Annotated in this window: 24 protein-coding genes; 11 read left to right on the top strand and 13 right to left on the bottom strand. The window is 55.3% G+C overall.

The genetic code is table 11. From position 1 onward, the window contains the following. Positions 1-174: 174 nt before the first annotated feature. Complete coding sequence (gene pdhR, locus UR289_RS12720; RefSeq protein WP_008501960.1) at positions 175-939, bottom strand: pyruvate dehydrogenase complex transcriptional repressor PdhR; 765 nt, start codon at positions 937-939, stop codon at positions 175-177. Positions 940-1,202: 263 nt separating this feature from the next. Here pdhR and UR289_RS12715 point away from each other — a divergent pair, with 263 nt between their 5' ends. The 4 genes from UR289_RS12715 (at position 1,203) to UR289_RS12700 (ending at position 5,370) form a co-directional block, all read left to right on the top strand. Beyond that, the gene (locus tag UR289_RS12715; RefSeq protein WP_080934400.1) at positions 1,203-1,430 is read left to right on the top strand and encodes a hypothetical protein; all 228 of its coding nucleotides are present in this window, start codon (positions 1,203-1,205) and stop codon (positions 1,428-1,430) included. 46 nt (positions 1,431-1,476) lie between these two features. After that, a complete protein-coding gene (aroP, locus tag UR289_RS12710; protein WP_029739677.1) occupies positions 1,477-2,847 on the top strand; it encodes an aromatic amino acid transporter AroP in 1,371 nt (456 codons plus the stop codon). 164 nt (positions 2,848-3,011) lie between these two features. After that, positions 3,012-4,409, top strand: a complete 1,398-nt coding sequence (locus tag UR289_RS12705) for a glycoside-pentoside-hexuronide (GPH):cation symporter (protein ID WP_033144647.1) — start codon at positions 3,012-3,014, stop codon at positions 4,407-4,409. A 10-nt stretch (positions 4,410-4,419) separates the two neighbouring features. Next, positions 4,420-5,370 carry a family 43 glycosylhydrolase gene (locus UR289_RS12700; protein ID WP_087823379.1) on the top strand — a complete coding sequence of 317 codons (951 nt, stop codon included), beginning with the start codon at positions 4,420-4,422 and terminating at the stop codon, positions 5,368-5,370. 18 nt (positions 5,371-5,388) lie between these two features. Here UR289_RS12700 and ampE read toward each other — a convergent pair whose 3' ends face one another. Together ampE and ampD are read right to left on the bottom strand one after the other, a co-directional pair. Next, positions 5,389-6,243, bottom strand: a complete 855-nt coding sequence (ampE, locus tag UR289_RS12695) for a beta-lactamase regulator AmpE (RefSeq protein ID WP_033144645.1) — start codon at positions 6,241-6,243, stop codon at positions 5,389-5,391. Positions 6,244-6,252: 9 nt separating this feature from the next. After that, positions 6,253-6,804, bottom strand: a complete 552-nt coding sequence (gene ampD, locus UR289_RS12690; RefSeq protein ID WP_024907473.1) for a 1,6-anhydro-N-acetylmuramyl-L-alanine amidase AmpD — start codon at positions 6,802-6,804, stop codon at positions 6,253-6,255. An 87-nt stretch (positions 6,805-6,891) separates the two neighbouring features. Here ampD and nadC point away from each other — a divergent pair, with 87 nt between their 5' ends. The 4 genes from nadC to hofC all read left to right on the top strand — a co-directional run bounded on the left by nadC (position 6,892) and on the right by hofC (position 10,964). Beyond that, positions 6,892-7,785, top strand: a complete 894-nt coding sequence (gene nadC, locus UR289_RS12685) for a carboxylating nicotinate-nucleotide diphosphorylase (protein ID WP_033144643.1) — start codon at positions 6,892-6,894, stop codon at positions 7,783-7,785. A 174-nt stretch (positions 7,786-7,959) separates the two neighbouring features. Next, positions 7,960-8,397 carry a prepilin peptidase-dependent pilin gene (gene ppdD / locus UR289_RS12680; protein ID WP_058840541.1) on the top strand — a complete coding sequence of 146 codons (438 nt, stop codon included), beginning with the start codon at positions 7,960-7,962 and terminating at the stop codon, positions 8,395-8,397. A gap of 10 nt (positions 8,398-8,407) precedes the next feature. Beyond that, complete coding sequence (gene gspE / locus UR289_RS12675) at positions 8,408-9,790, top strand: type II secretion system protein GspE (protein ID WP_320710310.1); 1,383 nt, start codon at positions 8,408-8,410, stop codon at positions 9,788-9,790. Continuing rightward, positions 9,780-10,964, top strand: coding sequence for a protein transport protein HofC (hofC, locus tag UR289_RS12670; RefSeq protein ID WP_320710309.1), 1,185 nt, complete (start codon positions 9,780-9,782; stop codon positions 10,962-10,964). Before gspE ends, hofC begins: the two co-directional genes overlap by 11 nt. A gap of 43 nt (positions 10,965-11,007) precedes the next feature. Here hofC and UR289_RS12665 read toward each other — a convergent pair whose 3' ends face one another. Then, positions 11,008-12,051, bottom strand: coding sequence for a GMP reductase (locus tag UR289_RS12665; RefSeq protein WP_033144634.1), 1,044 nt, complete (start codon positions 12,049-12,051; stop codon positions 11,008-11,010). A 228-nt stretch (positions 12,052-12,279) separates the two neighbouring features. Here UR289_RS12665 and coaE point away from each other — a divergent pair, with 228 nt between their 5' ends. Genes coaE through yacG form a run of 3 tightly spaced genes read left to right on the top strand, consistent with a single transcriptional unit; the run spans position 12,280 to position 13,847 of the window. After that, positions 12,280-12,900: a dephospho-CoA kinase gene (coaE, locus tag UR289_RS12660; RefSeq protein ID WP_320710307.1), complete on the top strand. Its 621-nt coding sequence runs from the start codon at positions 12,280-12,282 to the stop codon at positions 12,898-12,900. Further along, entirely contained in the window at positions 12,900-13,643 is a 744-nt protein-coding gene (zapD, locus tag UR289_RS12655; RefSeq protein ID WP_058840538.1) for a cell division protein ZapD, read from the top strand. The genes coaE and zapD overlap by 1 nt, the downstream gene beginning before the upstream one ends. Before the next feature lie 9 nt (positions 13,644-13,652). Beyond that, a complete protein-coding gene (yacG, locus tag UR289_RS12650) occupies positions 13,653-13,847 on the top strand; it encodes a DNA gyrase inhibitor YacG (protein ID WP_023310404.1) in 195 nt (64 codons plus the stop codon). A gap of 34 nt (positions 13,848-13,881) precedes the next feature. On the opposite strand, the gene mutT is transcribed toward yacG, so the two are convergent. The 9 genes from mutT to murC form a co-directional block, all read right to left on the bottom strand. Continuing rightward, positions 13,882-14,274, bottom strand: a complete 393-nt coding sequence (gene mutT / locus UR289_RS12645; RefSeq protein WP_023310403.1) for an 8-oxo-dGTP diphosphatase MutT — start codon at positions 14,272-14,274, stop codon at positions 13,882-13,884. Positions 14,275-14,331: 57 nt separating this feature from the next. Next, positions 14,332-17,037: a preprotein translocase subunit SecA gene (gene secA / locus UR289_RS12640; RefSeq protein WP_023310402.1), complete on the bottom strand. Its 2,706-nt coding sequence runs from the start codon at positions 17,035-17,037 to the stop codon at positions 14,332-14,334. 58 nt (positions 17,038-17,095) lie between these two features. Then, the gene (secM, locus tag UR289_RS12635) at positions 17,096-17,599 is read right to left on the bottom strand and encodes a secA translation cis-regulator SecM (RefSeq protein ID WP_033146485.1); all 504 of its coding nucleotides are present in this window, start codon (positions 17,597-17,599) and stop codon (positions 17,096-17,098) included. Positions 17,600-17,878: 279 nt separating this feature from the next. Continuing rightward, the gene (gene lpxC / locus UR289_RS12630; RefSeq protein ID WP_008501977.1) at positions 17,879-18,796 is read right to left on the bottom strand and encodes a UDP-3-O-acyl-N-acetylglucosamine deacetylase; all 918 of its coding nucleotides are present in this window, start codon (positions 18,794-18,796) and stop codon (positions 17,879-17,881) included. A 101-nt stretch (positions 18,797-18,897) separates the two neighbouring features. Continuing rightward, entirely contained in the window at positions 18,898-20,049 is a 1,152-nt protein-coding gene (gene ftsZ, locus UR289_RS12625; RefSeq protein WP_008501978.1) for a cell division protein FtsZ, read from the bottom strand. 63 nt (positions 20,050-20,112) lie between these two features. Next, a complete protein-coding gene (gene ftsA, locus UR289_RS12620; protein WP_023334508.1) occupies positions 20,113-21,369 on the bottom strand; it encodes a cell division protein FtsA in 1,257 nt (418 codons plus the stop codon). Continuing rightward, positions 21,366-22,208, bottom strand: coding sequence for a cell division protein FtsQ (gene ftsQ, locus UR289_RS12615; protein WP_023310399.1), 843 nt, complete (start codon positions 22,206-22,208; stop codon positions 21,366-21,368). The genes ftsA and ftsQ overlap by 4 nt, the downstream gene beginning before the upstream one ends. 1 nt (position 22,209) lies before the next feature. Then, entirely contained in the window at positions 22,210-23,130 is a 921-nt protein-coding gene (locus tag UR289_RS12610) for a D-alanine--D-alanine ligase (protein ID WP_047060134.1), read from the bottom strand. Next, positions 23,123-24,598 carry a UDP-N-acetylmuramate--L-alanine ligase gene (gene murC, locus UR289_RS12605; RefSeq protein WP_033144631.1) on the bottom strand — a complete coding sequence of 492 codons (1,476 nt, stop codon included), beginning with the start codon at positions 24,596-24,598 and terminating at the stop codon, positions 23,123-23,125. Before murC ends, UR289_RS12610 begins: the two co-directional genes overlap by 8 nt. Between the last annotated feature and the right edge of the window lie 54 nt (positions 24,599-24,652).

The following is a 24,652-nucleotide window of genomic DNA, read 5'->3' as shown; positions in this document are numbered from 1 at the left end:
TATTTCGGGTTATCTCTTTGTTGGCTGCGCTTTCTCACCCCGGTCACATAGTTCGCTATGCTCCCGGGGATTCGCGCGCTTGCCGCCGCGATATAACCCGAACTATTTGAACAACCAAAAGCACAATAAGACAGGTTCTGCGTTTAGTTGCCGCGCTCTAAAAGTACCTGGCGCTTAATCCTTTCGTTGCTGTATGCGGCGTAATGAACGTTCGCGACGCGATTGTTCACGGCTGCGGTCCAGCAAGATTTCCTCAATGAAAGCCAGATGTCGGTGCGACGCTTCGCGCGCCTGCTCCGGTTCCCCGGCCATTATCGCCTCGAATACTCGGGTGCGATGGTTGCTTACCAGTGGGAGCATGTCCCGACGGGCATACAACAATTCAAAATTCTGACGAACGTTCTGGGCCAGCATCGGCTCCATGCAGCGTAGCAGATGGAGGAGCACCACGTTGTGGGCCGCTTCGGTGACGGCGATTTGATACTGGACGACGGCGCTGGACTCGGCGTCTAGATCGCCGGACTGCTGTGCCCGTTCAATGGCCTGATGCAGTTCGCGGATACGCACGCGATCTTCATCAGTGCTGCGAAGGGCGGCGTAATAGGCCGCAATACCTTCAAGCGCGTGACGGGTCTCAAGCAGGTCAAACTGGGATTCTGGGTGGTCAGAGAGAAGTTCTACCAGCGGATCGCTGAAGCTCTGCCACAGGCTGTTTTGCACAAAGGTTCCGCCGCCCTGGCGACGAAGCAGCAAGCCCTTTGCTTCGAGACGTTGAATCGCCTCACGCAGAGAGGGACGTGAAACGTCGAACTGTTTTGCCAGCTCGCGTTCTGGCGGAAGTTTCTCACCCGGGCGCAGAGTCCCTTCGAGGATTAAAAACTCCAGCTGCTGCTCAATCACATCAGATAGTTTTGGTTGGCGAATTTTGCTGTAGGCCATATTCCCTGTCTTACGCCTTTTTGCCCGGAGTCAATTGGTCTTACCAATTTCTATTTCGTATCGCTAAAGTAACAAAGTATTCACCTTCTGTCCATATTGGTTTTGATTGAAATCAGTAAACCCTGCACATTTTAACAACCTTACAGAAATAACGTTTCAGAAATGTAACTTTGCACAAATGAGTTGATTACTCCTTAAGAGGGAGTTTTAACCATAATGAAACGAGGGCTTTTGCAATCTGAAGCGATTCAACAAGGCAAATAATGAAAATTCGCCCACTTACGGAGCATTTCTATTCTATAGGTTGGGTTAGGAAGAATGAGCGGGCCGATTTACAAATGCTTTCTTTTTATTCAAGTCGTCATCACCCCTTCATAAAGCAGGTGCATTCGCAGGCGCTTACCACTATTCTTGCGCTTACGGAAGTCATGTCCGCTTTTTTCGGTCTCGTTAACCGTAAAGAAATAAATACAGAATATGGATTTTCATAATTACACACGCACAGCGTGAACATAACAACCACACACGAGGTTTCAAATGGAAGCTCAACAGCACGGCGATCAGCTAAAGCGCGGGCTTAAAAACCGCCATATACAGCTCATCGCACTGGGCGGTGCGATTGGTACCGGCCTGTTTCTGGGCAGCGCATCCGTTATCCAGTCAGCCGGTCCCGGCATTATTTTGGGTTACGCGATTGCCGGCTTTATTGCCTTTCTGATTATGCGCCAGCTGGGTGAAATGGTCGTTGAAGAGCCGGTCGCAGGCTCCTTCAGCCACTTTGCCTATAAATACTGGGGCAGCTTTGCCGGTTTCGCCTCGGGCTGGAACTACTGGGTGCTGTACGTTCTGGTTGCCATGGCCGAGCTTACCGCCGTCGGGAAATACATTCAGTTCTGGTATCCCGAGATCCCAACCTGGGCCTCCGCAGCGGCTTTCTTCGTCATTATTAACGCCATTAACCTGACCAACGTAAAAGTGTTCGGTGAGATGGAGTTCTGGTTCGCTATCATCAAGGTCATTGCCGTTGTGGCGATGATCATCTTCGGCGGCTGGCTGCTGTTCAGCGGCAACGGCGGCCCGCAGGCAACCGTGCGCAACCTCTGGGAACAGGGCGGCTTCCTGCCTCACGGCATGACGGGCCTCGTGATGATGATGGCCATCATCATGTTCTCCTTCGGCGGACTCGAGCTGGTGGGCATCACCGCCGCTGAAGCCGACAACCCGGAGCAGAGCATTCCAAAAGCCACTAACCAGGTTATCTACCGCATTCTGATCTTCTATGTGGGCTCGCTGGCCGTGCTGCTCTCCCTGCTGCCGTGGACGCGCGTGACCGCCGACACCAGCCCGTTTGTGCTGATCTTCCACGAGCTGGGCGATACCTTTGTAGCAAACGCACTCAACGTGGTTGTTCTGACAGCAGCGCTCTCCGTTTACAACAGCTGCGTATACTGCAACAGCCGTATGCTGTTCGGCCTGGCCCAGCAGGGCAACGCGCCTAAAGCGCTGCTCAACGTCGATAAACGCGGCGTGCCGGTAAACACAATTCTGGTTTCGGCGGTTGTGACCGCGCTGTGCGTGCTCATTAACTATATGGCACCGGAATCGGCGTTTGGCCTGCTGATGGCACTGGTGGTCTCTGCCCTGGTCATCAACTGGGCGATGATCAGCCTGGCGCACATGAAGTTCCGCCGCGCCAAGCAGCAGCAGGGCGTCACCACCCGCTTCCCTGCCCTGCTCTATCCGCTGGGCAACTGGGTGTGCCTGGTGTTCATGGCGGCCGTACTGGTGATCATGCTGATCACCCCGGGTATGGCGATTTCCGTCTACCTGATCCCGGTCTGGATTGCGATCCTTGGCGTGGGCTATCTCTTCAGCCAGAAAAGCCGTAATGCCATGAAAGCACACTAAGCCTCTCTCCGCGGCGCCTGCTTTTGCGGGTGCCGCGCGTTGTTACCTCCCTCACACTTTCACGCCCACAGCGCATTTATCCATATCACCGCCCTGATACTGCAACGCATATATTCCTTTGCCAGCAAATAATTCTCTCCATACCGTAAACCGGAGAGCTGTCGATGGATAACAACACACTGTCAGTAAAAGAAAAGATCGGCTATGGGATGGGCGACGCGGGATGCAACATCATCTTCGGCGCCATCATGCTGTTTGTTAACTATTTTTATACGGATATTTTTGGCCTCGCCCCTGCGCTGGTCGGCGTGCTGCTGCTTTCCGTGCGCGTGATTGACGCCGTAACGGACCCGATCATGGGCGCGATTGCTGACCGTACCCGCAGCAAATATGGTCGGTTTCGTCCATGGCTGCTGTGGATCGCTTTCCCCTACGCGCTGTTCAGCATTCTGATGTTCACCACGCCGGAGTGGAGCTATAACAGCAAAGTTATCTATGCGTTTGTCACCTACTTCCTGCTCTCTTTAACCTATACGGCCATCAACATTCCCTACTGCTCGCTGGGCGGGGTGATCACCAACGATCCAAAGGAGCGCGTGGCCTGCCAGTCGTATCGCTTCGTGCTGGTCGGCATCGCCACGCTGCTGCTCTCATTAACGCTGCTGCCGATGGCCGACTGGTTTGGCGGGGATAACAAAGCCAAAGGCTATCAAATGGCGATGACCGTTCTGGCGCTGATTGGAACCTGCATGTTCCTGTTCTGCTTCGCCACCGTGCGCGAGCGCGTGCGCCCGGCGGTACAGACCAACGACGAGCTGAAAAACGATCTGAAAGACGTGTGGAAGAACGACCAGTGGGTACGCATTCTGCTCCTGACCCTGTGCAACGTCTGCCCGGGCTTTATCCGCATGGCGGCCACCATGTATTACGTCACCTGGGTGATGGGCCAGAGCACCCATTTCGCCACGCTGTTTATCAGCCTGGGCGTGGTCGGCATGATGCTCGGCAGCGTGCTGGCAAAAGTGCTGACCGACCGCTGGTGTAAGCTCAAGGTCTTCTTCTGGACCAATATCGTTCTGGCGATTTTCTCAACCGCCTTTTATTTCTTCGACCCGAAAGCCACCGCCACCATCGTGGTGCTCTACTTCCTGCTGAACATCTTGCACCAGATCCCGTCTCCGCTGCACTGGTCGCTGATGGCCGACGTGGACGACTACGGCGAGTGGAAGACCGGTAAGCGCATCACCGGGATCAGCTTCTCCGGCAACATCTTCTTCCTGAAGCTGGGGCTGGCGATTGCCGGGGCGATGGTCGGCTTCCTGCTCTCCTGGTACGGCTATGACGCGGGCGCAAAAGCGCAGAGCGCGGACGCCATTAATGGGATCGTGCTGCTCTTTACCGTCATTCCCGGCATTGGATACTTAGTTACCGCGGGCGTGGTGCGCCTGCTGAAAGTGGACCGCGAAACCATGAAGCAGATCCAGTCCGATCTGGAAAAGCGTCGCAATAACTACCGCGAGCTGAATGATTATCAGGAACTCAAAGCCGCAGAGACAAAATAAGGAGAGCCAAATGCATCAGTGGCCAAACCCGTTTATTGAACAACGCGCCGATCCGTACATTTTACGCCACGAGGGGCAGTACTATTTTATCGCCTCCGTGCCGGAGTACGACAGGCTGGCGATCCGCCGCGAAGAGTCTCTGGAAGGCTTACGTAATGCCGAAGAAGTGGTGGTCTGGCGCAAGCCCAACACCGGCCCGATGAGCCAGCTGATCTGGGCGCCGGAACTGCACCACATCGACGGGAAGTGGTACATCTATTTTGCTGCGACGCACACCCAGGCGCTCGACGCGCTCGGAATGTTCCAGCACCGTATGTTCGCCATTGAATGTGCCGACGGCGATCCGCTCACCGGCACGTGGGTGGAGAAAGGGCAAATCAAAACGCCTTTCGATACCTTCGCTCTGGACGCCACCACCTTTGTTCATCAGGGGAAACGCTGGTATCTGTGGGCGCAAAAAGCGCCGGACATCACCGGTAACTCCAATCTTTATCTGTGTGAAATGGAGAACCCGTGGACGCTGAAAGGCGAGCCGGTGATGCTCAGCAAGCCTGACCACGACTGGGAGCGTCGCGGGTTTTGGGTCAACGAAGGCCCGGCGGTACTGGTTCACGGCGATAAGCTGTTTATCAGCTATTCCGCCAGCGCTACCGACGAGAACTACTGCATGGGTTTACTGTGGATAGACCTGAATGCCGATCCGCAAAACCCGGCAAACTGGCACAAATCCCCGCGTCCTGTGTTCGTTACTAGCTACGAAAATCGTCAGTACGGCCCGGGCCACAACAGTTTTACGCAAACGCCGGAAGGGGAAGATGTGCTGGTGTATCACGCGCGGAATTACACCGAAATTGAGGGCGACCCGCTGTACGATCCGAATCGCCATACCCGACTGAAGCTTGTCCGCTGGAATGAAAGCGGGATGCCTGATTTCGGCATCCCGCCCGCGGATACGCTTTAGCCTTTGCGGCGCGCTGGCCTACACCAGCGTGCCGTAAATCGTCAGTAGCGCCACGATCACCACCACCACAAACGACGTTTTCTTCGCCATGGAGACAGCGGCTTTCGGCGTTTCAATCTTGTCGGTATGCGGCTCACGCGCCAGCGAGAACTGCGCCAGACGCGTTAGCACCTGGTACTGCGACGTATGGCGATCGGCAAGAGAAGCGAACCATGCGGGCAGCGCTTTTTCACCGTGACCAATTAACGCGTACACCACGCCGACCAGACGCACCGGGAGCCAGTCGATCACGTGCAGGATGGCGTCAATACCGGACTGCAGGCGTTCATGCGGCGTCAGATAACGGGCAAGCCAGGTCTGCCAGGCGCGCAGGAACGCATATCCCATCAGCAGTACCGGCCCCAGCGGACCACCCACTACAAACCAGAACAGCGGCGCAAGGTAGTAACGGAAGTTAATCCACAGCAGCGCGTTTTGCAGCTCGCGCAGGAATTCGCGCTCGTCACAGTCCGGCGGCACGCCGTGGATCATCGTCAGCTCGCTCGCCATGGCACCGCGCGCATGGGCATCGTCACGGGAGGCGGCTTTCAGGTATGCGTGATAGTGTAAACGCACCTTGCCTGCGCCAATGCACAGCACCCCAAGCAGGATCCACACCACCAGCAGCGGCACGTTGAAAAAGAGTCCGTACAGCGAACGCAGGAGCAGGAACGTAATGACCATCACCCCAGCCATCATCAGCAGCGTGCGCAGCATGGAAAAATGTTTGATACGGCGGAATAATACCTCCAGCCGGTGATCCAGATGCCAGTGCTCGCCGAGCTTGAACAGGCGTTCAGCGATGATAACCAGCAGCATGGTAAACAACGTCATGGTATCTCCTTATTCTGACGACGCGGTGAGCATGGCGCGAAACCGGGGCCAGTCAAAGGCCGGGCCGGGATCGGTTTTTCTCTCCGGGGCTATATCACTGTGTCCCGTGATATTGTCGGCGATAGCCGGGTAGAGTCCGATAAGCGTGCGGGTCACTGCCGCTAGCTGTTGATACTGTGAATCGGTGTAGGGCGTCGTATCCGTGCCTTCCAGTTCGATCCCGATAGAAAAATCGTTGCACCGTTCGCGCCCGTGATACATCGACACGCCGGCATGCCAGGCGCGCTTATCAAAGGGAACATACTGAACCACTTCACCATCGCGACGAATCAGGCAGTGAGCCGATACGCGCAGATGTGCAATTTCAGCAAAGAAGGGATGAGCATCGGGATCAATCGTTCCCGTGAATAACGCATCGATCCACGGGCCGCCAAATTCACCCGGCGGGAGACTAATATTATGAACCACCAGCAGTGTGGGCTTTTCATCCTCCGGGCGGCAATCGTGGTGCGGCGAGGGCACGTGCCGCGCATCCACCAGCCATCCGTTTTCTAACAACATGCTGGAACTCCTTCTGTATGGTGCAATGACTCGGTTCAGAGTAGCATGTTTCAATATTATGATTCGTTACCAATTTGGAGTTTTATCATGCCGCCTCGCCGCTACAACCCCGACCACCGACGTGAAGCGCTTCTGGAACGTATTAATATGGATATTCCGGCAAGCGTCTCCCATGCTTTGAAAGAAGATCTGGGCGGTGACGTTAACGCTGATAAGGATATTACCGCACAATTGTTGCCAAAAGAGACGCGCTCGCACGCGGTCATTATCACCCGTGAAGACGGCGTTTTTTGCGGCAAGCGTTGGGTTGAAGAGGTCTTTACCCAGCTGGCGGGTGATGATGTGCAGATTATCTGGCACGTTGAGGACGGCGATGCAATTACGGCAAACCAGCCGCTGTTTGAACTGGACGGTCCTTCCCGCGTCTTGCTGACCGGCGAACGTACCGCGCTCAATTTTGTACAAACGCTCTCTGGCGTGGCCAGTGAAGTGCGTCGCTACGTTGACCTGCTGGCCGGTACCCGCACCCAGCTGCTGGATACCCGCAAAACGCTGCCGGGCCTGCGCACCGCGCTGAAGTATGCGGTGCTCTGCGGCGGCGGCGCAAACCATCGCCTGGGCTTATCCGACGCCTTCCTGATTAAAGAGAACCACATTATTGCCTCTGGCTCCGTGCGTCAGGCGGTGGAAAAAGCCTTCTGGCTGCACCCGGATGTGCCTGTCGAGGTAGAGGTCGAAAGCCTGGAAGAGCTGGAGCAGGCGATCAAGGCCGGGGCCGATATCATCATGCTCGATAACTTCGAAACAGAGCAGATGCGCGAGGCGGTAAAACTGACTAACGGCCGGGCCCAGCTTGAAGTATCCGGGAACGTCACTTTCGAAACGATCCGTGAATTCGCCGAAACCGGCGTGGATTACATCTCCGTCGGCGCGCTGACCAAACACGTTCGCGCCCTCGACCTCTCAATGCGCTTCAAATAACGCATTCTCCCCTCTCCACCCGGAGAGGGGAATTTCAGCCCCGCTCGCAGATCCGCTGTTCTTCCCTGCAACACTGAATAAATTCTCTGAAGCCTCATTCCCGTTCCCTTTTTTGCCTCTCGTTTCTGCTCTTTCTCGCTGACAAAGTAGCGCCACTTTGCATAAGGAGCAGATATGGACAGACAACAAGGCTTCACCCTCATTGAGCTGATGGTGGTCATTGGCATCATTGCGATTCTGAGCGCCATCGGCGTTCCCGCCTATCAGAACTACCTGCGCAAGGCGGCGCTGACCGATATGCTGCAAACCTTCGTTCCCTACCGCACGGCCATTGAGCTTTGCGCGCTGGATCACGGTGGCGTGGAGAGCTGCGACGCCGGCAGTAACGGTATCCCTTCCCCCACCACAACACGCTACGTTTCAGGAATGAGCGTGGCGAAAGGGACCGTGACCTTAACAGGACAAGAGAGTCTTAACGGGCTGACGGTAACCATGACGCCACGGTGGAGCGACGGCAACGGTATGACGGGCTGGACGCGCGACTGCAACATCAGTGCTGACAGCGCCCTGAAACAGGCCTGCGAAGACGTTTTCCGCTTCGACAATAACTGAGGAGCGGATAATGAATACCGATCAACTCGTGGCGCTTTGTCAGCGCCATCACGCACTGCTGCTCACCAGCGACAGTGACATGGTCAGCATCGCCGTCGTGGGCAGCCCCGCGGCTGAACTCATGGAGGCGCTGCGCTTCGCGACCCAGAAACGGATTGATATTGAGTGCTGGAGCGCTGAGCGCATGGAAAAACACCAGCAGCTAACGTCACAATCGCATCTGCCCGTCGTTTCGCAAACACACTCGACGGTGGATATCCTCAACCACACGCTGCAGCAGGCAATCAACCAGCGCGCCTCCGACATTCATATCGAACCGATGGAGCATGCATGCCAGATTCGGTTACGCATCGACGGGGTTCTTTGCCCCCAGCCTCCGCTTTCCGCCTCGCTGGCCATCCTGTTCAGCGCACGTTTAAAGGTGCTGGGTAACCTGGATATTGCTGAACGTCGTTTACCTCAGGACGGTCAGTTTACGATTGAGCTGGCAAACGAGCCGGTCTCGTTTCGGATCGCGACGCTTCCCTGCAGCGGTGGCGAGAAAATTGTGCTGCGTCTCCTGCATCAGGTTCAACAGGCTCTTGAGCCGAAAGCGCTTGGCATGAGCGCAGAACAACTGGCCTGTTTCAATGAGGTTCTCCACCAGCCGCAGGGGCTGATTCTGGTCACCGGCCCTACCGGCAGCGGCAAAACCGTGACGCTGTACAGCGCGCTGCAGGCGCGTAATACCCCTGACGTCAACATCTGTAGCGTGGAGGATCCGATTGAGATCCCCCTTGCGGGATTAAACCAGACGCAGATTAATCCCCGGGCGGGTTTAACATTCCAGAGCGTGCTGAGGGCGCTGCTGCGTCAGGATCCAGACATCATTATGGTCGGCGAAATCCGTGACGGTGAAACGGCAGAAATTGCCGTTAATGCCGCTCAGACCGGTCATCTGGTGCTGTCAACGCTGCACACCAACTCGACGACGGAAACCCTGATTCGCCTGGAGCAGATGGGCGTCGCGCGCTGGATGATATCTTCCGCGCTGTCGATGGTGATTGCCCAGCGGCTGGTCCGGCGTTTGTGTCCGCACTGTCGCCGGGAAGCCAGCGAGCATGCTGAATTACCGCGCGCCGTATGGTCAAGACCGCTTCCACGCTGGCAGCCCACCGGCTGCGATCGCTGTTATCACGGTTTTTATGGCCGCGTGGCCATTTTTGAAGTACTGGCGATCGACAATGCCCTGCGCCAGGCCATTGCCAGCAGGGCGGGAATCGAAGTGATAGAGGCGAGCGCCCGGCAGGCGGGAATGATTTCTCTTTTTGAGCACGGCTGCATGGCCGTCGAAAAAGGGCTGACCACGATCGAAGAGCTGGTGCGCGTGCTGGGAATGCCGGATGGCTGCTAATCAGCTCTGGCGCTGGCGAGCACTCACCAAAGAAGGTGAGCCCCGAAGCGGGACACTCTGGGCCACAGACCGCAATGCCGCCTTCACCAGGCTGATGCGTAGCGATCTCCATCCTCTGGCGCTGACCCGATGCGCTCAGCGGCACCGCTGGCGGCCGCATCACTGCTACGAGATGTTTCGCCAGCTCGCGACGCTTCTGCAGGCGGGGCTGACGTTGTCCCACAGCCTGCAGATGCTGGCAGAGCAACATCCGTTAAAACCGTGGCAGGCGCTGCTGCAAAGCATTGCCGATGAGCTCAGTGAGGGATCCCCCTTTTCTGAGTCGCTAAAAAAGTGGCCAGCGGTGTTTAGCCCACTGCATGTCTCGATGGTGAAAACCGGTGAGCTCACAGGGAAACTGGAGGAGTGCTGCCGCCAGCTCGCGCAGCAGCAAAAAGCGCAGCAGCAGCTCAGAGAGAAGGTGAAAAAGGCCCTGCGCTATCCGGCGATCGTCCTGACGCTGGCCGTACTCGTGGTGCTGGCGATGGTCATTCTGGTCTTGCCCGAGTTTGCCGCGATCTACAAAACGTTTAACACGCCGCTTCCGATGCTGACACAAATGGTCATGGGGATGGCCGCATTTATCCAGTCCTATGCCCTCGCGTTGTTCGCCGCGTTATTAGCGCCCTTAGCCGCCGCCTGGGCTCTGAGGCAGAACCCTCGCTGGCAGCGCATACTGATCCATACGCCCGTGATGGGCGCGCTGGCAAAAGGCCAAAAGCTGGGACACATCTTTACCGTGCTATCACTCACGCAGCAGGCAGGTATCCCCTTTTTACAGGGACTGGAGAGCGCAGAGGAGACCGTTGAAAGTTGTTACTGGCGGGGGATACTCCACAGCGTTCGGGAGGACATTGAAAAAGGTCTCCCCGTCTGGTCATCCTTTCAGAAAGCGGCCATCTTTACCCCGCTGTGTATTCAGCTTTTACGAACCGGTGAAATGTCAGGTGCGCTGGACATCATGCTGGAAAATCTCGCCCGGCACCACACGGAACAGACCTTTCAACGGGCAGATAATCTGGCGGCACTTCTCGAGCCAGTGCTTCTGATTGTGACAGGGGTCATCATCGGCACGCTGGTAGTGGCAATGTACCTACCGATTTTCCATCTGGGAGATGCGATGAGCGCGGGTTAGGGCTAAACAGTGCTGGCGCACGGGCATGCGCCAGCAGAAGCCATTACAGGCTATTGAATACGCGGTTTTCCTGTTCCTGAACGCGAATAAACGTCGTACGTTTCGTCAGCTCTTTCAGGCGGGATGCCCCAACGTAGGTGCAGGCCGAGCGCAGGCCGCCGAGGATATCGCGCGCGGTGTATTCAACCGGGCCGCGCAGAGGCAGCTTCACGGTTTTACCTTCTGCCGCACGGTATTTTGCCACGCCACCGACGTGACGGGTCATCGCGGATTCAGAGCTCATACCGTAGAAGAGCATAAATTTCTCGCCGTTCTCTTCAACAACGGTACCACCGCTCTCTTCGTGGCCTGCCAGCATACCGCCGAGCATTACGAAGTCTGCGCCGCCGCCGAAGGCTTTCGCAACATCACCCGGCATGGTACAGCCGCCATCACTGATGATCTGACCGCCCAGACCGTGCGCCGCATCGGCGCATTCAATGACGGCGGAAAGCTGCGGATAACCGACGCCGGTTTTGACGCGGGTCGTGCACACGGAGCCCGGGCCAATACCCACTTTCACGATATCTGCACCGGAAAGGATCAGCTCTTCACACATTTCACCGGTCACCACGTTACCCGCGATGATGGTTTTCGTCGGCCAGGCTTCACGCGCCTTGCTGACGAACTGCACGAAGTGCTCGGAGTAACCGTTCGCCACGTCAATACAAACGAAGTTGAGCGCCGGGTTAGCGTTCAGGATCTGTTTGGTCTTCTCGAAATCCGCATCGGAGGTCCCGGTAGAAACCATCACATGCTTGACCACGTCAGCAGGCGCGGACGCAACAAACGCATTCCACTCTTCAGGGCTGTAATGTTTGTGCACGGCGGTGAGAATGTCGAACTGTGCCAGGGCGGTTGCCATCTCAAAGGTTCCCACAGTATCCATGTTGGCGGCGATGATCGGCACGCCAGACCAGGTCTGACCGGAATGCTTAAAGGTGAATTGACGTTCGAGTTCAACGTCTGAGCGACTTTTCAGTGTAGAGCGTTTTGGGCGGATAAGAACGTCTTTGAAACCTAACTTCAGATCTTCTTCGATACGCATGTGCGGATTCCTGGGGTTAGAGGCAAATATGTTAAAAGCACAACTCCAGTGACGTTATCATACGCACTAATACCTGCTCCGCAAGACTGCGAAATTCTCTTTTTTTACGCTACAATCCTATAAATTTACCTGGTAAAAAGCCGGTAAACAGGGCCAAACAGTTGCCAGCGCACCTAATAGTTTTAAACAACTGATTTTAATAATGAATAATTCCCAGGATTTGAATTAATGGGGTATATCGTCGCATTAACCGGCGGCATCGGTAGTGGCAAAAGTACCGTTGCGGACGCGTTCTCTCGTTTGGGTATCACGATTATTGATGCCGATATCATTGCCCGCCAGGTGGTAGAGCCCAATACACCCGCGCTAAAGGCCATCGCAGAACATTTTGGTCAGGCAGTCATCAGTGCCGATGGCACACTGAATCGCCGTCAGCTTCGAGAATGTATTTTTTCTGATTCTGCGGAAAAAGCCTGGCTTAATGCCCTGCTCCACCCCATCATCCACCAGGAAACTCAACGTCAGATAGCCGCAGCCCGCTCGCCCTATGTCCTGTGGGTGGTTCCGCTACTGGTTGAAAATCAGCTGCAGAAGAAAGCCGATCGTGTGCTGGTGATTGATGTCGCACCCGAAACGCAAATCCAGAGAACCATGACGCGCGATCTCGTCTCTCGGGAGCATGCTGAACAAATTCTTGCCGCTCAGGCTACGCGCGCTCAGCGCCTTGCCGTGGCGGATGATGTTATTGATAATAACGGCGCACCAGATGCCATTGCATCGGATGTTGCCCGTCTGCACGCGCAGTATCTGACGTTCGCCGCGCAGGCCGTTGCACAGGAAAAACCATAATGTCGACACACATCCTTTTTGAGCATCCGCTCAACGAAAAAATGCGCACCTGGCTGCGCATCGAATTCCTTATTCAACAACTTTCACAACATCTGCCTGTTAACGATCATGCCACCGCGCTGCACTTCTTCCGCAACGTAGGCGATCTGCTGGATGTGATTGAACGCGGCGATGTCCGCACAGAATTACTCAAAGAGCTGGAGCGCCAGCAGCGTAAATTGCAGGCATGGACAGAGGTCCCCGGCGTAGATCAGAGCCGTATCGACGCGCTCCGCCAGCAGTTGAAAAGCAGCAGCGCCGTCCTGATGGCCGCGCCGCGCGTCGGGCAGTTTTTGCGTGAAGACCGCCTGATTGGCCTGGTGCGCCAGCGTCTGAGCATTCCTGGCGGCTGCTGTAGCTTCGACCTGCCGACGCTACATATGTGGCTACATATGCCACAGGCGCAGCGTGACGCACAGGTGAACAGCTGGCTGGCAAGCCTGGAGCCAATGAACCAGACGCTGTCGCTGATCCTCGATCTGATCCGTAACTCTGCGCCGTTCCGCAAGCAAACCAGCCTGAATGGTTTCTTCCAGGATAACGGTGATGATGCCGATCTTCTGCGTCTCAATCTGTCTCTCGGCGAACAGCTTTACCCACAGATTTCCGGGCATAAGAGCCGCTTTGCGATTCGCTTTATGCCGCTGGACAGTGAAAATGGCACCGTGCCGGAACGTCTCGATTTTGAACTGGCCTGTTGTTAAGGAGTGCCGATGTCTGATGTCACCACCGTAAGCTGCCCAACCTGTGGCAAAACCGTTGTCTGGGGCGAAGTCAGTCCGTTCCGCCCATTCTGCTGTAAGCGCTGTCAGCTCATTGACCTGGGCGAATGGGCGGCGGAAGAGAAACGCATTCCAAGCGAAGGCGATCTCTCGGACAGCGATGACTGGAGCGAAACCCAGCAGTAATCTGTAAAGCCTGCTGGCGCTTCGCTCAGCAGGCCTACGGTTGTGCGACTAACCGCAGGATCACGGGTTCATTAGCTGGCGGGAATTTTTCGGCATCACTTGCCTGAAGTTCCACCCAGTTACCCGGCTGTCCCTCTTTTCCCCAGGGTTCACCTTCCCAGTTTTCCACCAGCCAGAACCACAGCGTGATGTGCCTGTCAGGAAACTGGTACTCAAGCTTATCAAACAGCGTTGCGCCAAGCGGAGTAATCCCCACCTCTTCCTGAAGCTCCCGAACCAGCGCCTCTTCCGGCGTTTCACCTGACTCGATTTTACCGCCTGGAAACTCCCACTTGTTTGCCATATGGGCGTCGGCAGCGCGCTGGGTGATAAAGATTTGGTTTTGCGGGTTGCGAATAATCCCGACGGCAATTTGCAGTATTTTCATATTGTCACTTCCATAAAAAAGGCGCAGAAATCTGCGCCTTTTTGTTTTTTTATGTACTTAGCTCAGACGGCCGTGGCACGCCTTGTACTTTTTACCGGAACCACACGGGCACGGATCGTTACGGCCCACTTTACGATCGCCGGTCTGCGCGGCGATCGCCGCTGCGGCTTCGCTGTCGTCGGTCTGATGACTCAGCTGCTGCATCTGTGCCAGACGCTCGGCCTCTTCACGACGCTGCTGCTCCATCGCTTCCACTTCTTCCGGCATACGCACCTGAACCTTGCTCAGGGTGCTGATCACTTCGTACTTCAGTGATTCCAGCATCGAGGCAAACATGGAGAAGGATTCACGCTTGTATTCCTGCTTCGGATCTTTCTGCGCATAGCCACGCAGGTGAATACCCTGACGCAGGTAGTCCATCGCCGCCAGGTGCTCTTTCCACAGGGAGTCGAGCGTCTGCAGCATCACGCCTTTTTCGAAATGACGCATCATTTCAGCGCCAACTACCTCTTCCTTACGCTTGTAGACGTCCAGCGCGGTTTCAAAGATACGTTCGCGCAGGGTCTCTTCGTGCAGCTCAGGCTCTTTATCCAGCCACTCTTTGATTGGCAAATCGAGGTCAAAGTCATTTTTCAGACGTTCCTGCAGGCCTTCGATATCCCACATCTCTTCCAGAGACTGCGGTGGAATATGCGCGTCGATGGTGGCTTTAAACACATCTTCACGAATGCTGTTGATGGTTTCGCTCACGTCGGACACGTCCAGCAGTTCGTTACGCTGAGTATAGATTGCGCGACGCTGATCGTTAGCCACATCATCATATTCCAGCAGCTGCTTACGAATATCAAAGTTGCGGCTTTCCACTTTACGCTGTGCGTTAGCGATCGCTTTAGTCACCCACGGGTGCTCGATGGCTTCGCCAGGTTTCATCCCCAGCTTACGCATCATGCCGGACACGCGGTCGGAGGCGAAAATACGCATCAGCGCATCTTCCATAGACAGGTAGAAGCGAGATGAACCGGCATCACCCTGACGACCCGCACGGCCACGCAGCTGGTTATCGATACGACGAGACTCGTGACGCTCTGTACCGATGATGTGCAGACCGCCGGACGCCAGAACGGCGTCATGACGAACCTGCCAGTCGGCTTTGATCTGCGCAATCTGTTCTGGCGTTGGGTTTTCAAGCTCCGCCACTTCAGCCTGCCAGCTACCGCCCAGCATAATATCGGTACCACGACCCGCCATGTTGGTGGCAATGGTTACGGCAGCCGGATAACCCGCCTGCGCAACAATGTCCGCTTCTTTGGCGTGGAATTTGGCGTTCAGAACGTTATGTTTGATACCCGCTTTAGTCAGCTCGTGAGAAACCACTTCAGATTTCTCGATGGAGATGGTCCCCACCAGAACCGGCTGGCCATTGGCAGTGCGGTCGCGAATATCTTCGATGATCGCCTGAATTTTTTCCGCTTCGGTCATGTACACCAGATCCGGCATATCCTTACGGATCATCGGACGGTTGGTTGGAACGACCACGGTATCCAGCTTGTAGATGGAGCTGAATTCAAACGCTTCGGTATCAGCAGTACCGGTCATCCCCGCCAGCTTCTCGTACAGACGGAAGTAGTTCTGGAAGGTGATAGACGCCAGCGTCTGGTTTTCATTCTGAATATCCACACCTTCTTTGGCTTCCACAGCCTGATGCAGACCGTCAGACCAGCGACGTCCCTGCATGGTACGGCCGGTGTGTTCATCGACGATGATCACTTCGCCGTCTTTAACGATGTAATCGACGTCGCGGGTGAACAGCGCGTGGGCGCGCAGTGCAGCGGTCACGTGGTGCATCAGCATAATGTTGCTCGGAGAGTACAGGGACTCGCCCTCTTCCATGATGCCTTCAGCTACCAGCAGCTCTTCAATTTTCACCAGACCGCGTTCGGTCAGGTTCACCTGGCGCGCTTTTTCATCTACGGAGAAATGGCCTTCACCCTGGAAGGTATCCGAGTCCTCTTTCTCCTGGCGCAGCAGGTGTGGAATGATTTTGTCGACCTTACGGTACATCTCTGAGCTGTCTTCAGCCGGGCCGGAGATGATCAGCGGAGTACGCGCTTCATCGATCAGGATGGAGTCAACCTCATCCACCAGCGCATAGTGCAGCTTACGCTGTACGCGCTCTTCCGGGCTGAACGCCATGTTGTCACGCAGGTAGTCGAAGCCGTATTCGTTGTTGGTGCCGTAGGTGATGTCCGCGTTATACGCTTCGCGCTTGGCTGGCGCAGGCAGGCCGGACATGTTGATGCCGACGGTCATACCGAGGAATTCGAACAGTGGACGGTTGTTTTCGGCGTCACGCTGCGCCAGATAGTCGTTGACGGTAACCACGTGAACGCCTTTACCGGTCAGCGCGTTCAGGTAAGCCGGCAGCGTTGCGGTCAGGGTTTTACCTTCACCGGTACGCATTTCCGCGATGCAGCGCTCGTTGAGCACCATACCACCCAGCAGCTGAACGTCGAAGTGACGCATGCCGAATACACGCTTACTCGCTTCGCGCACGACAGCAAACGCTTCCGGGATCAGGCTTTCTAAGGTTTCACCTTTTTCCAGACGCGCACGGAATTCCGCAGTTTTCGCTTTCAGCTCGTCATCAGAGAGCTTCTCCATCGCTGGTTCCATACCGTTGATGACGGCAACAGCTTTGCGCATACGGCGCAGGGTACGATCGTTACGACTACCAAAAACTTTAGTTAACAATTTGATTAGCATAATAAATTCTCAAACGCCCCATTGTGGGCAGATAAATTAAGGTATTGAAAAAGTTAATTTAGCTGAGGCGTTGCGGCCCGGCGCGAATGCCGTGAGCCTGGCTAATCCAGGTTGAAACAGAGAATGAAGCTGGTGAAACAAACGCACGCTGCGTTGTCTGACGAACCATGACCGGCGGCTGGCTGTCCTGCGTGAGCAGCGCGTTGAGCGTGTCCAGCAGGGCAAGATGCTGAGCCTGCACCGGCAGCGCCTCTTCCGCAACAGGCATGGCCTGCGGTGCCATCGCAAAGGACAGATGGCGGATAACGGTGCGGATAGCGTGCTGGTGCCAGTAATCGACGGTGAAGTTTGGGCGGCGACTGGCTTCAAGCCACGCGAGGTTAGTGAAGTTAACCCGCGTGCTGAGATCGTGTTTAGTGGTGGAGGTTTTTGCGGGCGTCGCCGCTTCGGCACTGTTGCTGAGCGCAGGCAAGCCGAAACTCGCCGCGACCATCCCTAATAAGAGATGCGGCCAGAAGTAACGTCTGCCAAATTGTCGCCAGCGCGTCAGTATTCCGCTCACCTGCTCCACCCAATAAGCCAGCCTTGCAGAGGCTGAGTTCAGTTATTCATTTTAGCGCCCAGATAGTACCACTAAAGCCAATATACATCAGCAGGAATGAGGTGCCGCCGCGGAGAAAAACGGTCAAGAATGCAGCTAACGCACATATTTTCTGAGTAAGACAAACGAGAGATAGCGCTGGGGTAAACGAAGAAGGGTAAAAATAAAAACGACTGGTCTTCCTGGTCGGAGAGAGTACCAGGTTAACCAGTCGATTTTTTTACGAAACGGTTTGAACCGTTACGCCAGAACCATGCTTGGTGCTTTGAAAGCCAGCGGCAGTTCAGCTTCGTCTTCGAAGGTCACATATTCCCAGGCTTCCTGTTTTGCCAGGACGGCCTGCAACAGTTTGTTGTTCAGCGCATGACCGGATTTGAACGCGGTAAATGCACCAATGATGTTGTGACCACACATGAACAGGTCGCCGATAGCATCCAGCATTTTGTGACGAACGAATTCATCTTCGAAACGCAGGCCGTCTTCGTTCAGTACGCGATAATCGTCAACAACGATGGCACAATCGAAGCTGCCGCCCAGGCACAGGCCGCGGGACTGCAGATATTCGATATCACGCATGAAGCCAAATGTACGGGCTCGGCTGATCTGGCGCATAAACGCATCGGCAGAGAAGTTCATCGCATAGCGCTGGGTGCTGGAGTCAATCGCCGGATGGTTAAAGTCGATGGTAAAGTCCAACGAGAAACCATTGTACGGTTTGAATTCAGCCCACTTGTCGCCATCTTCGACGCGAACGGTCTCTTTGATGCGTACAAATTTCTTCGCGCAGTTCAGTTCTTCGATGCCGGCATCCAGCAACAGATAGACGAACGGTGCAGCACTGCCATCCATAATCGGGATTTCTGGCGCATCGACTTCAACAATAATGTTGTCGATACCCAGACCCGCCAGGGCGGCGTTCAGGTGCTCTACGGTAGAAATCCGCACGTCATGCTCGTTCACCAGACAAGTACAGAGCATAGTATCACGCACAGATTTGGCATCGGCCGGAAAATCTACCGGTGGATTCAAGTCGGTGCGACGATAGATGACCCCGGTATTGGCCGGCGCAGGGCGTAACGTCAGCGTGACTTTCTTGCCGGTATGTAAACCGACACCAGTCGCCTGAACGATACGTTTAAGTGTCCTTTGTTTGATCATCGTATAATCTCGCCAAATTAACTATCCAACCGAGAGTGTATATCACTAACGGTGGGCCAGTTTAGCACAAAGAGCGCAAATCCCCTAATTCCAGCCAATTCTTAGTCAGCTTGCTTACGCAGGAACGCCGGGATATCCAGATAATCTGGCTCTTTCGCCGTTTGCGGCGTTGGGTCGTTCACCACTTTCGCGGCCGGTTTCTGCTCCTGAGTCAGAGGAGACATACCGTGCTGCTGGTAACGATCCATTACCGGTTGCTGAGTCTGCTTGTTGGTCACTAAGGTGATCTCAGGACGCTTGTCCATACCGATACCGGTCGCAACAACGGTAACACGCAGCTCGTCGTTCATTTCAGGGTCAAGGGAAGTACCGATTACCACGGTAGCGTTGTCAGAGGCGAACGCACGGATGGTGTTACCCACGGTTTCGAACTCATCCAGACGCAGGTCAAAGCCAGCGGTAATGTTGACCAGCACGCCGCGCGCACCAGACAGATCGATATCTTCCAGCAGTGGAGAAGAGATAGCCATTTCAGCCGCTTCTTCAGCACGGTCTTCACCGCTCGCCACGCCAGAGCCCATCATCGCGTAGCCCATTTCGGACATCACGGTGCGAACGTCTGCAAAGTCAACGTTCATCAGGCCAGGACGGGTAATCAGTTCAGCGATACCCTGAACCGCGCCTTTCAGCACGTCGTTTGCTGCACCGAATGCGTCCAGCAGGGAAATACCGCGACCCAGAACTTTCAACAGTTTGTCGTTCGGGATGGTGATCAGCGAGTCCACATGCTTGGACAGCTCGGTGATACCCTGCTCCGCGAAGGCCATACGCTTCTTGCCTTCAAAATTGAAAGGCTTGGTCACGACAGCAACGGTCAGGATACCTAAATCTTTTGCCACTTCAGCCACAACAGGTGCTGCGCCGGTACCGGTACCGCCACCCATACCTGCTGCGATGAAGACCATGTCAGCACCTTCCAGTGCAGCGCGCAGCGCTTCACGATCTTCTTCAGCCGCATTACGACCGACTTCCGGGTTAGCCCCTGCTCCCAGCCCTTTGGTGATACCACCGCCGATCTGGATAGTCTGGCCTACAGCCGTCTTACGCAGTGCCTGCGCATCGGTGTTAACTGCGAAGAATTCAACACCTTCAATGCGTTCACGCACCATATGCTCTACGGCGTTACCGCCGCCGCCACCGACGCCGATGACTTTAATCACCGCGTCGTTGGTCAATTCCATAGGTTCAAACATAATTTCTCTCTCCGTTGTGCCTGTCGCCCGAGACCGCTAATTCTCTCCGGTCTCTTAAAAAAATTAAAACTCTTTTCGCAACCAGTTGTTCAGTCGTTTGACCCACGACCCCACTGAGACGCGTTTTTCCACTTCTGCTTCACCACTGAGATGAGATTCCTTCCCGTAGTGGAGCAGGCCCACAGCCGTTGAATAATACGGCTCCTGAGCATAATCCGTTAAACCGGTGATATTCAGCGGCGCACCAATACGCACCTGCGTATGGAATACGCGCTGAGCACAGGCCGCAAGACCTTCAATTTGCGCTGCACCGCCGGTTAATACAATCCCCGCCGCAAGATGATGTTTAACGCCCTGCTGACGAAGCTGTTCCTGTAACTGTAAAATCTCTTCGTTGACCAGGTTGAGCAGCTCGGTATAGCGCGGCTCAATGACCTCTGCCAACGTCTGGCGCTGCAGGCTACGCGGTGGACGACCACCGACGCTCGGCACTTCAACGCTCTCATCTTTGCCAACGATAGACCCCAGCGCACAGCCGTGGCGCACTTTGATCGCTTCTGCATCGCTCGGCGGCGTACCAAAAGCGTAAGCAATATCGCTGGTCACAACGTTCCCTGCATAAGGGATCACTTTCGTGTGGCGCAACGCACCGCCGGTATACACGGCGATATCCATTGTACCACCACCAATATCGACCACACAGACACCCAGTTCACGTTCATCTTCGGTCAGTACGGAATAACTTGCCGCCAGACCCGCGAAAATAAGTTGGTCAACTTTCAGGCCACAACGTTCAACGGCTTTTACAATGTTCTTCGCCATATCGTTGTGACATGTGATCAGGTGCACTTTAGCCTGCATACGTACGCCAGAAAGACCGACCGGGTTCTTGATCCCTTCCTGGTAGTCAATTGCATATTCCTGCGGAATGACATGCAGCACGCGATGTTCGTCGCGGACACGGACGGATTTCGCCGTGTGCACAACGTTTTCAACGTCTTCCTGCGTCACTTCTTCTTCGGAAATCGGCACCATACCGATTTCGTTCTGGCAGCTAATGTGCTTACCAGAAAGGGCCAGATAGACAGAAGAAATCTGGCAATCTGCCATCAATTCAGCCTGATCGATGGCGCGCTGAACGCATTTCACCACCGATTCAAGATCGTTTACCCCACCTTTATCCATACCACGGGACGGGCAACTGCCTACGCCAATGATATTGACCATACCGTCGGGCAGAACTTCCCCTACTAAAGCGGCAACCTTCGCGGTGCCAATCTCCAGTCCAACTACCAGTTTTCTGTCCGTCGCCTTGATCATTGTTGTTCTGCCTGTACCTGTGCCTGATTCTGTTGCTGATTAGGTTCCTCGACCGGAGCCGGTACCCAACCGACTGCTGCGCCTGAGTCATAGCGCAAATCAACGTAGCTTATCCGTTTGCCGTCAGTCTGTGCCTGCTGCTGTAAAACCGGGTAAAGTTCGACAAAACGCGCCAGACGCTTCATTGTGTCGCCGCGTCCCAGGTTGAGCTTAATGCCGTTCGTTAACGTCAGCTGCCAGGAACGGCGCGCCGTCATGGCAGCATCTTTTAACGTAAACCTGTCCTTCGCCAGCACCTGACCCATTTCGCGAAAACCTTGTAACACCTCGTTTTCGCTACCTTCCGGGCCATACAACATCGGTAAATTTTGCTTGTTGACACGATCGGCCGGGACGCTGAAGGAATTTCCGTCTGCGTCAACCATGTGCTGATCATTCCAACGCGCAATGGGCACATATTCAACCAGATGAATCTTCAATTCATCAGGCCATTGCTTTCTTACGCTCGCCTGTTTTATCCATGGCAGACGTTCTATCTGGCTCTGGATAATATTGACGTCCTGCGTCATAAAGGTGCCAGGTGAGCCCAGCGCCAGTATTGACTGGCGAATATCGTCGTTACGCGTGTAGTGACGCTCACCGGTGACCACCAGCTTAGAAAGCGGCAACCGCTGCGCATCTTCCATCCAGCCCAGGACCATCCAGCCGCTGATAAACACGGTGCACAGCACCCCGAGCAGGAAAATGATGCCTGCAAGACGCGTTCCATTACTGCGGCGTGAAGAGGCGTATTCGTCCTCGTCATCGCGGTTGCGCGTGTTCAATGCAGCCTGAGACATATCAGCCCGCCTGGTCCAGAATGCGTACGACTAACTGCGAGAAGCTCATCCCCGCCTGACGCGCGGCCATCGGCACAAGGCTGTGGCTGGTCATTCCCGGAGAGGTGTTCGCTTCCAGCAGATAAAATTGTCCGTCACTGTCCTGCATCACGTCGATGCGACCCCAGCCCTGACAACCGAGAACATGCCAGGCTTTAAGCACCAGGGACTGTAAATCTGCTTCACGCTCAGCTTCAAGACCACAAGGGCAGAAATATTGCGTCTCATCAGAGAGATACTTCGCCTCATAATCATAGAAGGTTCCGGCCGGTTGGATACGGATTGACGGTAAAATTTCTTCGCCAAGCATCGCGACGGTAAATTCCGGCCCGCTGAGCCATTTTTCAATCAGAACTTCTTCATCATGTTGAAATGCCAGTGCTAAAGCGGACGAAAGATCATCAGCTTTGTCGACTTTGGACATTCCCACGCTGGAGCCTTCCCGGCTGGGCTTTACAATAACCGGTAAGCCCAGTTCAGCAATGCGTGTATTAACGCTATCCGGCAGGCCCAATTCAAATTCGCGACGCGTCAGTGCTACCCATGGCGCAACGGGTAACCCCGCGCCCTGCCACAGAAGCTTGCTGCGCAGTTTATCCATAGAGATAGCGGAGGCCATCACGCCGCTGCCGGTGTACGGCATGCCGATCAAATCCAGAAGCCCCTGCAGGGTGCCGTCTTCGCCGCCGCGACCATGCAAAGCGATAAAGACTTTATCGAAGCCCATGGCTTTTAATTGCGTCACGTCGACCTCTTTTGGGTCGACCAGGTGCGCATTGACGCCACCTTCGCGCAGTCCCGCCAGCACAGCCGCGCCGGAATTCAGGGAAACCTCGCGCTCGGCGGAGGTACCGCCAGACAGGACAGCAATCTTATCAGCCATGATGCTCATCCTCCTGGGTTTGCGGCTTCAGTTTGATTTCAGCTAAGGTACGGGCGATTTTGCCAATATTTCCCGCGCCCTGAATCAGAATCAAATCGTTACCTGTCAGGACCGGTGCCAGAATTTCCGCCACCTGTGCAGGGTCAGAAACCAGAATAGGGTCAACTTTACCGCGTCCACGGATGGTACGACACAGAGAGCGGCTGTCGGCCCCCGGAATCGGCGTCTCGCCTGCGGCGTACACGTCCAGCATTAACAGGGTGTCTACCTGTGACAGGACGCTGGCGAAATCGTCGTACAGATCGCGCGTACGCGTGAAGCGGTGCGGCTGGAAGACCATCACCAGATTTTTGTCCGGCCAGCCTGCGCGTGCGGCTTTAATGGTGGCGTCGACTTCGGTCGGATGGTGGCCATAGTCGTCCACCAGCATCGCAGTGCCGGCTTTACCGTTCACGGCGTCCAGCGGGAATTCACCGAGGAAGTCGAAGCGACGACCGGTGCCCTGGAAGCTTTCCAGCGCGCGCAGAATCGCATCATCATCAATGCCTTCTTCCGTCGCGACGGCCACAGCCGCTGCGGCATTGAGGGCGTTATGGCGACCTGGCGCATTCAGCGTGACGTGCAGCAGTTCTTTGTCCTGACGCGCCAGCGTGAAATGCCCCTGCGCACCAATCTGTTTGTACTCTTCCACGCGGACGTCAGCGTCTTCGCTGAAGCCGTAAGTGGTGATTTGACGACCCACGCGCGGCAGCAGCTCGCGGATCACCGGATCGTCTACGCACATAACCGCGCGTCCATAGAACGGCAGGTTGTGCAGGAAGTTGATGAAGGTCTGCTTTAAGTTCTCGAAGTCGCCCTGGTAGGTATCCATATGGTCAGCTTCGATGTTAGTGACAATCGCCACCATCGGCTGCAGGTGCAGGAACGACGCGTCGCTCTCATCCGCTTCGGCAATCAGATAACGACTGTGGCCCAGACGCGCATGTACGCCCGCTGCTTTGACCAGACCGCCGTTGACGAACGTCGGGTCGAGACCCGCTTCCGCATAAATACTGGAGACCATCGCCGTGGTCGTGGTTTTACCGTGAGTCCCGGCAATGGCGATGCCGTGACGGAAACGCATCAGTTCCGCCAGCATTTCTGCACGGCGGATCACCGGAATGCGCGCTTCATGCGCTGCAACGATTTCCGGATTGTCAGAGGAGATGGCGCTTGAGACCACCACCACGCTCGCATCGCGCACGTTTTCCGGACGATGGTTGAAATAGATAGTCGCCCCAAGCGACGCCAGCTGCTGCGTAACAGGGTTTGGCGCCAGGTCAGACCCGCTGATCTGATAACCTTCGTTAGCTAACACTTCGGCAATACCGCCCATGCCAGCACCACCGATGCCAACAAAGTGAATGTGCCGGACGCGACGCATCTCGGGCACGATTGAACGCAGTTTTGCCAGTTGTTGTGTATTCATTCTCTAAACGCCATCGACTACTTAAAATTCGTGCAGCGCAACACGCGCTGCGAG

It is taken from the genome of Enterobacter sp. 302C9 (genome assembly GCF_034106085.1).
GTDB classification, from domain to species: Bacteria; Pseudomonadota; Gammaproteobacteria; order Enterobacterales; family Enterobacteriaceae; genus Enterobacter; species Enterobacter asburiae_B.
Note: the sequence above shows the minus strand (reverse complement) of the source record. Positions and strands in the feature narration are given on the sequence as shown.